Here is a 14,757-nt window from a genome sequence, read left to right on the forward strand (position 1 = left end):
ACCAGGAGGCCGTCGATGGCTCAGGCTGGCAAGGATGTCGAGACGCTCAATTCCTTCTTGCGGGGCGAGATTTCAGCGGTGGAGACCTACCGCCAGGCGATGGGGCACATCGAGCACGACGTGCGGCGGCGCACGCTCGAGGAGTGCCTGAAGGACCACGAGCAGCGCGTGGAGGCGCTCAAGGAGCGCATCCGGCAGCTCGACGGTGAGCCCGCGGAGGGCTCGGGCGTGTGGGGCGTCTTCGCGAAGGTGGTCCAGGGCGGCGCGGACCTCCTGGGCGAGGACAAGGCCATCTCCGCCCTGGAGGAGGGCGAGGACAAGGGCCTTCGCGACTACGAGCAGAACGCGGGCAAGGTCCACGGCGACTTGCGCCGCTTCGTGCGCATGGAGCTGTTGCCCAAGCAGAAGAGCACGCACAAGAAGCTCAGCCACCTGAAGCACACCCTGCACTGAGGCCTGGGGCGCCCCCCTCACCTGGGCCCGGGCCTGCGCGCGTCGCGGGTCCGGGCCCGCTTTTGTTGGGGCTCTCAACTTTCGGGAATGCCTGTGACCTTTTGAATGCCCGAACGGCCACGGGCGTCGACGTCCGGGACGCACGTCGGGTGTCCTTCATGCCGGGTCGCGAGGCTCTTGGAGGTTGCCGACGGGGCGTGCGATAACCGGGGGTCCGCCGACGAGGCCGGAGGAGATGCATGTGGCTGGACGACAGCTCTTCGGAACGCGAACATTCCTCGTCGGAAGGCGCGCGGCGCGAGCACGAAGGAAGTGTTCAGCATGAGCCCCAGGAACCGGAGCCCTTGAAGATGGCCCAGGCCCCCGCGGTGCCGAAGGAGGGCAGCCACGCGGGCGCGCTGAGCGCGAGCTGCGAGGCGCTGTTCCGCTCCACCGAGCAGGCCCTTCCGTGGGCCTGGAAGCTGCTGCAGCTGGCCAAGGGCTCCGGCGCGCTGGCCGTCGAGGCGCGTGGCGCCGCGCTGGAGTTCCTGGACCGCATCCCTCCTCACGTCCGCCGCGGGGTCAGCGAGCTGCTCGCGTACAGCAACCTCTGGCAGGCCGTCTGCACGCGGCTGGGCCGCCCGGTGGCGCGCTCGACGGAGGAGCTGCTGCGCGAGTTGAACGAGGACCTGCAGCTGCTCTTGCGCGGGGCGCAGGCGCGGCTGGGCACCACCGCGGCGCTGGAGCAGGGGCTGCTGTTGCACCTGGGACGGCTGCGCGAGTCGCGCGGCAAGGAGCCCTCGGCGGCGCTGGAGCTGAGGGCGTCGCTGGATGCCTTCACGCACGCGGTGACGCAGGTGATGTCCTCGGCGAGCGCCTACCGCCGGGCGTGGGAGGCCGCGCAGGCGGAGCTGACCGAGTCGGCGGAGTGGCTCGGTGCTGGAGACCCGGGCTTCTGCGCGTGGCTGGCCGAGCACCTGTCGGCGTCGGTGCCCGCGTGGCGGGAGGCGCACGCGTCCAGCCGCCTGTTGCAGGAGCTGGGCGCGCTGTCCGGCCCTCCGTAGCCGAGCCTAGACCTCCACGAGGATGCGGTGCCGGTAGAGCTCCAGCAGCACGTCCTCGGACAGGTCCGCCTGCTTGTGCTCGCGCAGGTGGTGGCGCACGGCCTCCACGCTCTGTCGCCCGGTGAACTCCACGAGCAGCCCGTAGGCCTCGCCGGGCAGGGCCACGGCGTCGAAGTCGCTGTACGCGCCCAGGGCCACGCTGCCGTCGGGCATCCACTGCACGGTGGCGTCCGCGTTGAACTTGAGCGTGCGCGGCAGCTGGGAGGACACGGCGGTGCCCAGGTGCGCCTCCAGCGCCTTGAGCTCGATGAGGCCGTCCAGGCCGAGCAGCTTGTCGAGCCCCGCGGCGTCCAGCCCGCGCACCAGCCGGTGGCACTCGCGGTAGTAGTCCACCTCCAGGCCCACGTAGCCCTTCCACAGGTCCGCGTAGGCGCGCGCGGGAGGTGGCGCGTCGTCCAGGTCCTCGACGGCGAGCGGTGAGGGCTGCAGCTCCGGGCGGTCCTTGCCGGACAGGATGTAGTCGGGCAGCAGCTGGAGCGTCGTCCAGCGCGACAGCTGGATCTCCGTCAGCGTCAGGTACGTCTTGAGGGACATGTAGAACCTGCGGCCGTCCGCGCCCGCCACGTACTTGCAGAAGAACGTGGAGCACACCGCCTCGCGGTAGGGCCAGATGGTGCAGCCGCCGCTGTGTTGCGCGTAGTAGGGGCAGCGCAGCGACGCGGCCCGGCCGAAGAACTGGGTGCCGTTCTTGTAGAGGAAGTTGAACTTGGCCGGGGGCTTCACCCACTGCGGCGTCACGCCGATGCGCGCGGCGATGCGCGCCTCCATGCGCGAGCGGCCCTCGGACAGCTCCGGCCGCTCATCCGACAGGAGCGCGCCCACCAGGTAGTTGGGCAGGCGCGGGAAGTAGGTGCAGCACTTGGTGTCGGGGCGGAACAGGCGGCTGACGCCGTCCACGGCCTCCACGCTGCCCTGGGCGGAGCCCTCGCACATGGCGCAGTTCGAACAGGTGGCCTTGGTCTCCTCGGGGACGTCCTGGCGGAAGAAGCCGGGGAGCAGCTCGCGGTAGAGCTCGGGGAGGGAGTCGAGGAGGCGGGGCATCGAGGGGCTCGGGGAAGGAGGTCAGCGAGCGGAGGGGTCGTACCACTCGAGCCGATAGGTACAGGAGTCCTCGTCGTGACGGGTGCGGGAAATGGTCAGCCCCCGGACACCGATGCGATGCAGCCCCTCCTCCAGCACACCCTCGACGAAGCCCTCGGTGGCCGCGGGCTCGTTGAACCAGAGGTCCGCGGTGGTGGGGTTCACCACCGTGACGCGGGTCTCGGTGAAGTTGTTGCCGCTCCTGAAGTTGTGCGTCATCCGGCCCAGCGAGCGCATGGGGCCCAGCACGCGCGCCAGGGTGAGCACCGCCGCGCCCATGACGGTCTGCGCGTAGCCTTCAATCATGCGCCGCGCGAGCAGCCGGCGCGCGTCCTCGAGCGTCCGGTCCGGATGGAGCGCGCGGGCCACCGTGTCCAGGCAGCGCACCCAGACGGCGTGGGGATAGGCGGCCTGGAGCGGGCCGTCCAGGTCCATGCCCATCTCCCGCAGCTCGTTGCGAAGGTCGTAGGACAAGTCCTTGTCGAGGGTCTTCAGATACAGGCTGTCCACCGTGTTGCCGAAGATGACGCGCTCCTGGCTCATGCGCTTTCCCCCAAGGTCGCCGGCCACCCACCGGCGCGCGCGCATTCTCTCCGGAGCCGACCTCCCAAGGCCAGTCCTGTCGGACGTGCCCCGCACGGTGGAGGCTCAGGGGATGACGGGGCCGGCGTTCGCGAGGGCCAGGAACACGCTGTCGTAGTTCGCGATGAGAGGGAAGGGGACGGAGTTGGGGTTCTGGGGATTGCCCGTCCGGAGCTTGTTGAGGACCTTCCACTGCCAGGATTGGGGCGAGAAGAAGGGATACTGCGCGGGGCTCCAGGGGCCCGCGCACTGCGCGCCCAGGGGCGTGCTGTTCTCCCGCGTGCCGATGAAGAGCGCGATGTCCTTGGTCGCCAGGACCGAGGGTCGGTACTGCGTCAGGTGGTCGACCGCCGCGCAGAGGGCGAGGGCGAGCGGCGTCTGCCCGAAGCCGGCGCGCAGGTGGAAGAGGCTGCTCATGACGAAGTCGATGTTCGGCGTGAAGGCGAGATGCTCGATGTAGCTCGACCCTTCGAAGGACCACACGGCGAAGTGGCGCGTCGCTGTCGAAGGCGCGAGGACCCGTTGCTGGGCGCGACCGATGGCCTTCTGGAAGCGGGTTTGTCCATCCGATTCGAGGACGTTCATGGCGCCGCTTCGGTCGATGAGCAGGATGATGTGTTGCTCTTCGGCGTGGGCGGTCGCCATTCCTCCCCCGGGGCCCGCGAGGAGCAAGAACCCCAGCAGCAGCAACAGGCTCTTCAGCGTCGTGTGCATCATGGCGGTGGCCTTTTCGTGAAGTGAGTCAGGCGTTGGGTGGCTTCACTCTAGATTGTTGTGAATTTACTGAAAGTAAGGATTGTCCACTATTTCTTGATATTGCAATGCGTGGCATAGAAATGATGGCGCCAGATGTCTGGCGTTTCGGGCCCGCTCGTCGACGTCGAGGTCCAGATGGGGCGGGCCTGACCCTGATTCCGTGACGAAAGGATGAACCCGTGAAGTCATACAAGACAGCGGCACATCTGTTCGGGGCACTGGGGTTGATCTTCCTGGCTGTCCCAGAGGAAGCAAGGGCTGGAGAGGAGCACGTTCTCCTGCTCATCGACCGCAGCGGCTCGATGCTCCAGATCCGTTCCGACGGCACGACTCGATATGCCGCCGCCATCGATCGCGCCTTGAAGGAAGTCCGGCTGCCCAGTCCAAACAATACAAGGCACTTCGCGGTCTGGTCGTTCGAGGGCTCGTCATACTTCGAGCATCAGCCCTTCACCCCCAATGCCGACACGGCGATCGCCGCGCTGAACAACCTGGCGGGGCCAGGAGGGGGAACGCCGCTGGCCTATGCCTCCTGCGCGGCGGTCGACAGACTCATGCTCTATCGCCCGCAGGTCTTCGCGCGGAAGAAGCTCCGCCTGAGCTCGGATGGGGAGGAGAACAGCTCGCCTTCCACGTCGGAGTGCGCCGGCAATCCGAGCGCGGGCGTCTATCCGAACCTGACGGCGCAGTCCTGGCAGTGGAAGGTCCTCAACAAGCTCCGGACGGGCAATCCCCAGAATCCCAACGACCCGGGCACCTTCGCCCTCATCGCCGACATCGACTACTTCACGACCCTTATCTCGCCGCTGAATGGTGTGGTGCCGGGGATCCCCGAGTACTCGGAGTCGGGCGAATGGCTGGCGCCGGCCTCGCCGGGCCCGACCGTCAGCGACCCCTTCAAGGAGTTCCTCAAGGGCATCGCGGCCGAGACCGGCGGGCGCTTCATCCAGGCGGCTGACAGCTCGCCGCCGCCTGTCTATGGCGACACCAACCAGAGCGGCTGTGTCGACAACGTCGACTACAATCTGGTGCTCGCGAACTTCGGCTTCTCGGTTCCTCCCGGCGACCCGGCCGCCGACGTGAACAGCGATGGCGTCGTCGACTACAACGACTACGCCGTGGTCATGAGCAACTGGGGCATGGGCGGCAGCTGCGCCGCGCCGTTGAACGGGCGCGAGTAGCGCCGTTCCCCCCGAGACACCCGGTCCGGCGCGAGCGTACCGCGCCGGGCCGCCGTCGCTTCCGTCACTCCTCGCGGACGCCTGGGCGGGGCTGAGCGGGTTGGGGATTCGGGGCGCAGCCTCGACCCAGGTTGCCCCGGACGGTGCTGAAGTCGGTGAAGTCCACCACCTTGTCGCCGTTGAAGTCGGCCTTCGGGTCCGCGGGCGGCACGCTCAGCCCGTAGTTGGCCAGCACGAAGTAGTAGTCCTTCGAGTCGATGCAGCCGTTGCCATCCGTGTCGCCGGGGATGGGCAGGGGCTTGCTGTCCTCGATGGGCGTGTATCGCCCGCCCGAGTCCTGAGACAGCCCCCGGAGCAGCGTGTGGAAGTCTGGCTCCGGAGCGTTCGCCGAGGGCGACAGGGTGAGGTGGTTGTAGAAGACGTCGGCGTCGAACACGAGCTGGAAGGGGTTGGGGCTGTCGCGCAGGGGGTCGCCGGTCTTGAGCATGTTGCGGACCTTCCACTGCCACGAGCCCTCCGCCAGCGTCGGGTAGCGCGTGGTGCTGGGAGGACCCCAGCACAGCGAGTCTTCGGGCGTGCTGTTCTCCTCTCCGTCGGAGATGAGGTGGACCACCTTGCGTGCGTCCACGCCGGGCTCGAACTGGAGCAGCTCGTCCGCGGCATCGCAGACGGTCACCGCCAGCGGCGTGGCCCCCAGGCCCGAGGTCAGGTTGTTCAGCGTCGTCACCGTCGACGCCCCGTCCATGAAGCCCTGCTCACGGCGGTAGGTGGCCCCCTCGAACGTCCACACGGCGAAGCGGCGCGGCAGGACATTGGGCGTCTGCACGAAGTCGCGTCCCCGCGTCACGGCCTCCACGAAGCGCGTCTGGCCCGAGGCGCGCGTCGTGAGCATGGAGCCGCTGCGGTCGATGAGGATGATGACGTGCTCCTCGGTGAAGGCCCGCGCGTCGGCGCCGCCCAGCAACACCAGGGCGAGTCCGCTGGCCGCGAGCGCTCCAGGCGCCCGCCCGTTCAGTCTTCGAGGCAACATGGGTGTCTCCTAGTCGGGTGCTGCGGAAGGGACCCAACGGCCGTCCCGTGAAGCGTGGCGCCTCAGAACATCTCCACCTGCGTGGGAATGAGGCGGTCATCCCGCGTGCCGTCCCCCAACTGGCCCTCGCCGTTGTATCCCCACGCCCACGCCGTCCCGTCCGAGCGCAGCGCCATCGAATGGTGGTCCCCCGCGATGATGGCCACCGCGTTGCTCATCCCCGCCACCATCACCGGCACGTGGCGGTTCTCCAGCAGCCCATCTCCCAGCTGGCCGTCGAAGTTGAACCCCCACGCGCGCACCGTGCCGTCCGAGCGCAGCGCCAGCGAGTGGAAGTTCCCCGCCGCGATGGAGACGACGCCCGTCAGGTTCGACACCGGCCCGGGCGCGTTGAGGTTCAGGGTCGAGCCATTCCCCAGCTGCCCCGAGCCGTTGTAGCCCCAGGACCACACCGTGCCGTCCGAGCGCAGCGCCAGCGAGTGGTAGCCCCCCGCGATGATGCTCGTCACTCCGGTGAGCCCCACCACCTGCACCGGGACGATGTGCCAAGCGTTCGTCCCGCTGCCAATCTGTCCGTCGAAGTTGTAGCCCCACGCCCACACGGTGCCGTCCGAGCGCAGCGCCATGGAGTGGCTGTGGCCCGCGGCGATGGCCGTCACGCCCGTCAGCCCCGTCACCCGTACGGGCACGTTTCGGTCCGCCGTGGAGCCATCCCCCAGCTGTCCGTAGCGGTTGAAGCCCCACGCCCACACCGTGCCGTCGTTGCGCAGCGCCAGCGAGTGCAGGGCCCCGGAGGAGACGGCGGAGATGCCCGTGAGGTTGGAGACCCGCACGGGCTGCGAGCGGTCCACGTTGCTGCCGTCGCCCACCTCGCCCCGGCTGTTGACTCCCCAGGCCCACACGGTGGTGTCTGCCTTGAGCACCACGGTGTGCTTGTCGCCCGCGGCCACGGACACCGCGCCTGACAGCCCCATGAGGGCGGGCGTCAGCCGGTCCGCGCCCGTGCCGTTGCCCAGCTGGCCGCTCTCGTTGTCGCCCCAGCTCCAGACATTCCCGGACGCGTCCAGGTAGACGGAGTGCAGCTGGCCCGACGTGACACCCGGGTTGCCCAGCGTCTGCGTCGTCCCCACGCGCACCGGCGACATGCGCGGCTGGAAGGTGCTGTCACCCAGCTGGCCGAACGCGTTGTCGCCCCAGGCCCACACGGTGCCGTCCGCGCGCAGCGTCAGCGAGTGCTTGAAGCCCGCCACCAGCGTGACGCCGCCCGTGAGCCCCGCGAGGATGGGCACCCGGCTGCTCGTCAGCGTCCCGTTGCCGAGCTGCCGGTAGCGGTTGTCGCCCCAGGCCCACACCGCGCCGTCCGAGCGCACCGCCAGCGAGTGGTAGTTGCCGGCCACCACCGCCATCACCTCCGTCAGCGGCACCTGGACGGGCGCGGTGCGGTTGCTCACCGTGCCGTCTCCCAGCTGCCCGGTGGCGTTGAGTCCCCAGGCCCACGCCGTGCCGTCCGAGCGCAAGGCCACGCAGTGTGACGCGCCCGCGGACACCGTCGCCACGCCCGTCAGGCCGAGCACCTGGGCGGGTTGGCCGCGCGTCGTCACCGTGCCGTCGCCGAGCTGACCGCTGCGGTTGTCGCCCCAGGCCCACACGGTGCCGTCCGCGCGCAGCGCCAGCGAAGTGTTGCCACCGGCCGCTACCGCGATGACCTCGCGCAGGCCGGGGACCTGGATGGGCAGCGAGTTGCTCGTCGCCGAGTGGGGACCGACCTGCTTGTAGCGGTTGTCACCCCAGGCCCAGACGGTGCCGTCCGAGCGCAGCGCCACGGAGTGCGAGAAGCCCGAGCCCACCGAGAGCACACCCGTCAGGGACTGGACCCGCACCGGCTGCACGCTCGCGCTGGTCGTCCCCGTGCCGAGCTGTCCGGAGTAGTTGTCGCCCCAGCCCCAGACGGTGCCGTCCGAGCGCAGCGCCAGCGAGTGGTAGTCCCCCGAGGCCACCGCCACTGCGTCCGTGAGCTGGCTCACCTGCACCGGCGTCGGGCTGTCGGTGAGCTGGCCGTTGCCCAGCTGTCCCTGGCGGTTGTAGCCCCAGGCCCACACGGTGCCGTCCGAGTGCACGCCCACCGAGTGGTATTGGCCCAGCGACAGGCGCGACGCGGAGCTCCGGCCGGCGAGCGGCACGCGCACCTGGCTCAGCGCGGGGGCCGGCGCCATCGCCCACTCGCCGCAGCCCGCGAGGAGCCACAGCGCCAGGACGGCGCACCACCGGACGGAACTGCTCCACGTCGCGTTGCGGAACATGCGCGAACCTCCCCGACAAAGGCCGTCAGCGACGGCACCAGGACCTGCTTGCGGAAACTCCTTCAACCCTCCACCCCCCCACCGAGCGACGAGCGCCCGCAGCTCCGAGGGGCGCGCCATGCGGTGTCGCGGAACCTGCGCGAACGTCCCCCACAAAGGCCGTCAGCGACGGCACCAGGACCTGCCTTCGGTGTCCTTGCAGCCGTCCACCACCCACCGAGCGACGAGCGCCCGCAGCTCTGGCGGCAGCTCCACGCCCGCCATGGGCATGCCGGGCGAGGCGGCCACCAGGCCGTGCTCGGCCTCCAGCGCGCGCGTCTCCAGCCGCCGCCAGAACTCCTCGCCGGACTTCTTCTTCAGATAGGTCTTCAGCCCCTGTGCATCCGCCGTGAAGGCACTGGCGGCGCGAGGGCTCGTCGCGTGGCAGTGCACGCATGTGGCGTCCCGGAAGAACGGGCCCCAGAGGTACGCGAGCATCGTCGGAGGCACCGGGCCCGGCGCGGCGGCCTGCTTCACCGCGAGGCCCGTGACGCGTGCATCCAGCTCGCGCTCCTTCTCGCGCCGCTGCTCGTCGAACAGGCGATGCAGCAGCTTCGCCTCGTCGAGCGTGAGCGGCACCTCCGGCATCTGCCGCCCCTGGCGAGCGTGGGGCGAGGGCTCGCGGCAGTACTCGTACGTCCACTCGGGCGTGTAGAGCCCCAGCGACACGCCGTCGCGTCCGGAGAGCGGACGGGGGCCGGTGTGGCACGCGGCGCAGCGCGCCTTCCACAGCGCGTCGGCGGCGGGGCGCTCGTGCGGCGTCAACCTGGCCAGCGGCGCCTCCTTCGCCGGCAGGCGCACGGCCAGCAGCGCGGCGATGTCCTGGACGTCGCCCGGGCGGAGCGCGGGGTAGGCCATCATCCGGGGGGCGCGGCTGCCCTCCTTCTGCGAGAGCGTGCTCGGCCGCCTGAGGAACGCCGCGAGGCCCCGCGCGGAGATGCGCGGCACCGCGTGTCCGGGCTCCTCGAGCAGCTCCGGCGCGTTCATGTACGACAGCGGCGTGGTGGCCAGGTGGGCGAGCTTCTCCTCGCGCACCGGCACCGCGAAGTAGCGCGGGTCCGGCTCTCGCTTCTGGCGCTTGCGGGCCACGTCGTTGATCTCCGCGTGGCAGCCGTAGCACTGGCTGTCGGTCCACCGGCCCAGGCCGTTGGCGAAGCGCGTCTGGGGCTCGGTGCGCTGGGACGTGTGGCACCCGGTGCACTCCTGGGCCACCCCGCCTCGCGCGGACGCGGACGCCATCCCCGCGAGCAGCACCAGCGCGAGCACGGCCAGCCGCCTCACGGCGCCAGCTCCGCCGGCTGCGTGAGCCTCACGCGCGAGACGTCCTCGGACTCCCATCGCGCGATGTCCTCCACCACCTGGCCGAAGTCCGAGGCCGTGGCGCGCTCCGCGTCCGGCTCACAGGCCCGGTAGGCGCCCACCAAGGCGAAGCCGGACACGGACCACGTGGGCTCCACGGAGCCCGTGGGCCGGGGCAGCCGGGTGACGATGCAGCGCTGGAGCTTCGCGCGGCGTTGCCGCGGCGTCTCGCCCTCGTCGGGGTCGTCCTTGCCCGAGCACGCCATGCCGCCCACGAGTCCCATCAGGACCCAGACCCATCGTGTCTTCATGAAAAGCTCCCGAGCCGGGAGCGTCATGGCCCACGCCATGTCCGCCCCCGGCTGCCGATGTGAGGGTTCGAATGTCCGGGCGCGGCGTCTCAGCCGTGCTCGAGCGCCAGCGGCGCGGGCGTGCAGATGGCCGAGGAGCTCCCGGCCACCGCGGGTGTCATCGTCGCCGTCTGGGCGGCGAGGTCCAGCGTGAAGGCCTTCACATACGTCTCCCAGCCCACCTGCGGGTCCGTGGTGACGAAGAGCGAGGGATTGGTCTGCGCGAGCTTCGCGGACTCGAAGAGCACGTCCCAGCTGTTGCCCGTCACGCCCCCGGTGGGCTGCGACTGGAGCGCGCCGTTGGTCACCAGCACCTGGTTGATGCCCGGCACGTTGAGCAGCGGGCTGGAGGGCGCGCACAGCGGCACGTTGACGCGCAGGGTGATGACGGGGTTGGCGGCGATGTGGGCGCGCACCATGGCCTCGTCCGCCGGCAGGAAGTGGACGCTGATGCCACACACGAGCGGGTAGTTGCCGCCCACGGCCTTCGGCTTGTAGCTGGCGGGGATGCCGGGGAGCAGGTCGATGATGGCCTGCGTCGGCTGGCAACCGGTGGCGGGGAAGGTGGGCAGCAGGCGCGCGTCGGTGATGCCGTGACGGCTGATGAAGCCGTTGTACAGGTTGAGCGTATGGGCGGTGGGGTGCAGGTTCACGAACAGCCGCCGCATGCCGCCCACCGTGGCCACGGAGTCCGTCGCGACCTGGGCGTACTGCGTATAGAAGATGGGACCGCGGTTCATGCCCATGTACGGGATGAACACCATCTCCGACTCGCGAAGGGTGCGCGCGTAGTCGAGCGGGGGCGTGTCCGTCTGGGCCTGGGCGGGGGCAGCCGCCAGACACAGGGCGAGCGTGAGACAGAGCGAGAGCAATCGCATGGGTGCAGGGCCTGGGGTGAGGATGGAAAGGGGGGCGGAAGCCGCCAGGAAGGTGGCCTCCGCCCCGGAGTCGAATCAGCGCCAGCGCCGGATTACGGCTGGCCCAGCAGCGCGCGGCAGCCCGCGTCGTTCATGTTCCAGTTCACGCGGCCCATCTCGAAGCCATCCATGAGGCAGGTGACGTTGAGGTTGGTCTTGACGGTGAAGTCCGTGGGACCCGGGTTGTACTGGATGTAGACGACCTCGTTGCGCTCCAGGATGAGCTTCTCGTAGTTGGCGCGCATGGTGAAGATGGAGTTGGTCTGGTTGGAGACCTGGCCGTTGACCGGCGTGGTGTAGCGGCGCACCTCGTTGAACAGCTCGTCCTGGAGGCGGGCCTGGACGGCGTTCACGACGTTGATGAAGTTGGCGTCATTGGGCGCGGTGGGGCCCCACTGGCCGTTGCTGCCCAGGTACTCGATGCGGATGCCGCAGGCGTTCTCCGCGGAACACGTCACCAGGCGCTCGAAGAAGGCGCGAACCTCGATGTCCACGCAGGAGCTCAGGTGGAAGGCCGCGAACGCGCTGGCCTGCTCGAACAGCGAGCGCCAGTTCACCGTGAAGCGCGCCTGACGGGTGAGGTTGTGCGTCTTGATGTCCCAGTCGATCTGCGCCGTCATGATGTTGTCCCACTGGGCGCCGGTGGCCATCAGCGCGCGCAGCTGCGGCGTCCAGCCGGGCAGGGTGGTCGCCTGGAAGGCGATGTCCTGCGCCACGACGCTGCCGCTGACGGCGGGCAGCGTGTTGAACTTGTACATCACGTTGGTGTTGATGTCGTACGGCTGGGACGGGTCCAGGTGCGTGAAGCACACGGGGACGCGCACCTCACGGCCGTTGACGACGAGGATCTCGAAGTCGCAGTCGACCTCCACGCGACCGTTGACGGGCGCGTAACCGGACAGCACGAACTGCGTGGTGGAGCGGTTGGCCGGGGCCGGGGCGATCTGGAAGCCCAGCGCGGCGGCCTCCGTGGACAGCCGGTTCAGCGCGCCCAGGTCACTGGTGGTGGAGAACGAGCCACCCAGGTTCGCCAGCTCCAGGCCCGCGAAGTAGCCGAAGATGGGGATGAAGGAGGTGATCTGGAAGCGGGGGATGGGGTTGGTCGTCTGGGGGGACTGCACGGCCACGCCGCCGCGGCGCGGGACGTAATAGACGAGGTTGTTGTTGTCCGTGTCACCCAGCAGGGTGAACGCGTCCTGGACCGTGGGGGAGAAGTACTGCGCCATGGGCTTGGCGGACGGGGACATGGGCGCCGCGAGCGCCTGCGTCGCGGTGAGCGAGAGCGCCGCGGCCGCGGTGGTAGCGAGAAGCTTCTTCATGGATTGCATTCCTTTTGCGTGGCGTGAGGAATAGAGGGCGCACCCGTCCCGTGCCTGCGTGCCATGGGCGCGCAAGCCGCGTGCTGGCGTCGCGGTCACCCGCCCGTCACCGAGCAGGCACCGAAGCCGGGCCAGGTGCTGTGTGGCTGGATTCCCCCTCTGTCCAGACGGGGTGCTTCTTCCTGGACAAACCCATCCTACCGATTGCGGGTGTGACTGCCAGTGCGGGTTGGGTTAAAGCGACTTTGTCGTTCAATGTTGCTTTGTCGGTGAAATCTAGTTTGATTTTGTTTGGGTTTCCCGAGGGGTCGGCGCGAGCCTCGGGGGCGACACGTCACACGCGCGTGAAGCCTGTCGTTCTGATGCAAGTGCTTGGATGGGATGTCTGCGTGGAAACCGCACGTCGGTGTGCGTCGTGCACTGGCGCGGCGGGTGACACACCCGTGCGCGGCGCGAAAGACGGACCCGGAGCCTTCCTGGCAGGGACGTGGGAGGGCGTCCGGGTGGACGGTCCACGCGGGCCGCTGGGAGCGGAAGTGTCCCGTCCCGCTGCGCCCGGCTGGAGACCTTGGGGGCGGCCCGCGCTGTGCGTGTGGCGGGCTGGGACTCGGTGAGGTGCTGGTCGCGGTTCCCTGCCGGCGATGAAACGGGGATGAGGGCGTGAGTCCTTCACCACCCGTATGAATGCGGGGTGTGTCTCGACATGAGGACGTGCGACAGAATCCCGTTGGCGGGAAGTGTCCGGTACACTCCACGGCCAATGCAGTGGGTCACCTCGCCGGTGCGCTTGCGCGGGACACGTGCCATGGACGGCTCTGGTTCCATTCCTTCGTTCGCTCTTCAGCGTGCCGGGGACACCCGCTCACGCGTGCGGGAGTCGATGGCGCACAAGTTCCCGCACTTCGTGCCGGTGGCGCGTCAGGCGCTGTCAGTGCTGGTGGGGGCGTGCGACGGCTGGCAGCGGACCTTCCCGGCGCGCCAGGTGTCGGACGTGGTGCCGGAGCTGACGTCGTGGGAGCGCTTCCTGTCCACCGAGCCGCGCTCGCGCCGCGTCATGATGACGGTGCAGCCGCTGGGCATCGACACCCGGGGGGGCGAGTGGGTGTCCGCGCTGCTCGCCCAGGTGGCCCGCTGGCACGTGGGCACGCGGGGCCGTCGGCACAACCAGCCCACGGATGTCTGGCTGGCGGGGCTGGGGCGCATGGGCCTGGATGCCCGTCAGCGCGTCGCGGATGACGGGGTGCTCACCGTGGCCGTCACCGTGCCCGGAGGCGGCTTCCGGGTGGCCCGGCTCCCCCTGGTGGGCGCGTCGCTCACCTCCGAGGCGGTGGCGGCGCTCCTCGAGTCCCGCGCCCCCTGCTCGCTGTCCGAGGCGCGCCGCGACGGGCTGCATCCCCAGGTGGTGGTGGACGCCGCGGGCCACGGCGACAGCGCCTGGACGTCCCATCTCTTGACGACGAGCGCCTGGCTGGGGGCGCGGGTGGAGCGGACCACGGGCTCGCTGGAGCTGGCGTTCGACCACCTGGTGATGGACGGCACGGCGATGATGGAGGTGTCGCGGGTGATTGCCGCGGGGCTGCCTCGCGGGCCCCAGGGCGCCGACGGCGGGGAGTGGTTGACGGGGCCTTCGGACCCTTCTGCGTTGCTGCGCGTGGCGCTGCCCGAGCAGCTCGACTTCCGCAACCTGGCGTGCGCGGTGCTGGGGGCGCTGGGGCGCTCCCACGGGGGGCTGTTGCGCACCGACAACCCGACGATGCTGGTGCCGGTGTTGCCGGATGCGCCCACGTCGGTGCCAAGGCCCTGGCGGCGCATCCGCATCGCGGTGATTCCCTCCCTCACCCGCGACGGCCCGGTGACGCCCGCGCGGGTCTCCCACCTGCTCGAGCACACCCGGACGGAGGGCGGCGTGCTGGAGGACATCTTCTCCACCCTGTACTCGCCGTCGCTGCCCTGGTGGATGCCGTCGCTCACCACGCACGGCTTCGCCTACACGCCGGGGCTGCGGCAGGTGGCCTCCGCGCTGTGCGGCAACGCGCTCCTGTCGAAGATCACCCTGGAGGTGGAGGACGAGGCCGCGCTGGAGCGGCACGCGCCCATCCACTTCAACACCATGCGGCCGCTGCCCGCCGTGGGTGGCGGGGTGGCACTGTGCGTCACGGAGGTGCTGTGCGTGACGCGTAAAGGCGTGCGCAAGCGCTTCTTCGGCGCTATCGCTGGCAGCGGTCCCTTCACCGCCCGGGAGCGGCTCATCGCCTTCCGAACCGAGCTCGAGCGCGAATTCCCCCGAAGGGTGCGTTCCGTCACGCCCCCTTCCTTCTGACCCGCCGTCCCCCTCCGGCGCACGAGAA

General features: G+C 69.8%; 13 protein-coding genes. 4 read left to right on the top strand and 9 right to left on the bottom strand.

The annotated features are described in order from the left end of the window. Window positions 1-15 precede the first annotated feature (15 nt). Window positions 16-453 carry a DUF2383 domain-containing protein gene (locus tag K8640_RS07720; protein WP_046712600.1) on the top strand — a complete coding sequence of 146 codons (438 nt, stop codon included), beginning with the start codon at window positions 16-18 and terminating at the stop codon, window positions 451-453. A 350-nt stretch (window positions 454-803) separates the two neighbouring features. Next, window positions 804-1,496, top strand: a complete 693-nt coding sequence (locus K8640_RS07725) for a hypothetical protein (protein ID WP_223746904.1) — start codon at window positions 804-806, stop codon at window positions 1,494-1,496. Window positions 1,497-1,502: 6 nt separating this feature from the next. On the opposite strand, the gene K8640_RS07730 is transcribed toward K8640_RS07725, so the two are convergent. The 3 genes from K8640_RS07730 to K8640_RS07740 form a co-directional block, all read right to left on the bottom strand. Continuing rightward, window positions 1,503-2,597 carry a hypothetical protein gene (locus K8640_RS07730; protein ID WP_223746485.1) on the bottom strand — a complete coding sequence of 365 codons (1,095 nt, stop codon included), beginning with the start codon at window positions 2,595-2,597 and terminating at the stop codon, window positions 1,503-1,505. 21 nt (window positions 2,598-2,618) lie between these two features. Beyond that, window positions 2,619-3,179, bottom strand: a complete 561-nt coding sequence (locus tag K8640_RS07735; RefSeq protein WP_223746486.1) for a DUF2378 family protein — start codon at window positions 3,177-3,179, stop codon at window positions 2,619-2,621. Window positions 3,180-3,284: 105 nt separating this feature from the next. After that, window positions 3,285-3,935, bottom strand: coding sequence for a VWA domain-containing protein (locus K8640_RS07740; RefSeq protein WP_223746487.1), 651 nt, complete (start codon window positions 3,933-3,935; stop codon window positions 3,285-3,287). A 218-nt stretch (window positions 3,936-4,153) separates the two neighbouring features. Between K8640_RS07740 and K8640_RS07745 the strand changes: the two genes are divergently transcribed. Continuing rightward, complete coding sequence (locus K8640_RS07745; RefSeq protein ID WP_223746488.1) at window positions 4,154-5,155, top strand: dockerin type I domain-containing protein; 1,002 nt, start codon at window positions 4,154-4,156, stop codon at window positions 5,153-5,155. A gap of 64 nt (window positions 5,156-5,219) precedes the next feature. Here the strand turns inward: K8640_RS07745 and K8640_RS07750 are convergent, their stop codons facing one another. The 6 genes from K8640_RS07750 to K8640_RS07775 form a co-directional block, all read right to left on the bottom strand. Further along, a complete protein-coding gene (locus tag K8640_RS07750; protein WP_223746489.1) occupies window positions 5,220-6,185 on the bottom strand; it encodes a VWA domain-containing protein in 966 nt (321 codons plus the stop codon). A 62-nt stretch (window positions 6,186-6,247) separates the two neighbouring features. Next, window positions 6,248-8,485: an RCC1 repeat-containing protein gene (locus K8640_RS07755; protein ID WP_223746490.1), complete on the bottom strand. Its 2,238-nt coding sequence runs from the start codon at window positions 8,483-8,485 to the stop codon at window positions 6,248-6,250. A 162-nt stretch (window positions 8,486-8,647) separates the two neighbouring features. Then, window positions 8,648-9,805: a hypothetical protein gene (locus tag K8640_RS07760; protein ID WP_223746491.1), complete on the bottom strand. Its 1,158-nt coding sequence runs from the start codon at window positions 9,803-9,805 to the stop codon at window positions 8,648-8,650. Next, complete coding sequence (locus K8640_RS07765; protein WP_223746492.1) at window positions 9,802-10,134, bottom strand: hypothetical protein; 333 nt, start codon at window positions 10,132-10,134, stop codon at window positions 9,802-9,804. The genes K8640_RS07760 and K8640_RS07765 overlap by 4 nt, the downstream gene beginning before the upstream one ends. Window positions 10,135-10,223: 89 nt before the next feature. Then, window positions 10,224-11,051 (bottom strand): hypothetical protein, encoded by an 828-nt coding sequence (locus K8640_RS07770; protein ID WP_223746493.1) that lies wholly within the window; start codon window positions 11,049-11,051, stop codon window positions 10,224-10,226. A gap of 92 nt (window positions 11,052-11,143) precedes the next feature. Beyond that, on the bottom strand, window positions 11,144-12,409 hold the full coding sequence (locus K8640_RS07775; RefSeq protein WP_141332117.1) for a hypothetical protein: 1,266 nt from the start codon (window positions 12,407-12,409) through the stop codon (window positions 11,144-11,146). Between the two features lie 880 nt (window positions 12,410-13,289). Here K8640_RS07775 and K8640_RS07780 point away from each other — a divergent pair. Then, window positions 13,290-14,729, top strand: a complete 1,440-nt coding sequence (locus K8640_RS07780) for a hypothetical protein (RefSeq protein ID WP_223746494.1) — start codon at window positions 13,290-13,292, stop codon at window positions 14,727-14,729. Window positions 14,730-14,757 lie beyond the last annotated feature (28 nt).

Origin of the sequence: Myxococcus sp. XM-1-1-1, assembly GCF_020037095.1 — a bacterium.
Classification (GTDB): Bacteria; Myxococcota; Myxococcia; order Myxococcales; family Myxococcaceae; genus Myxococcus; species Myxococcus fulvus.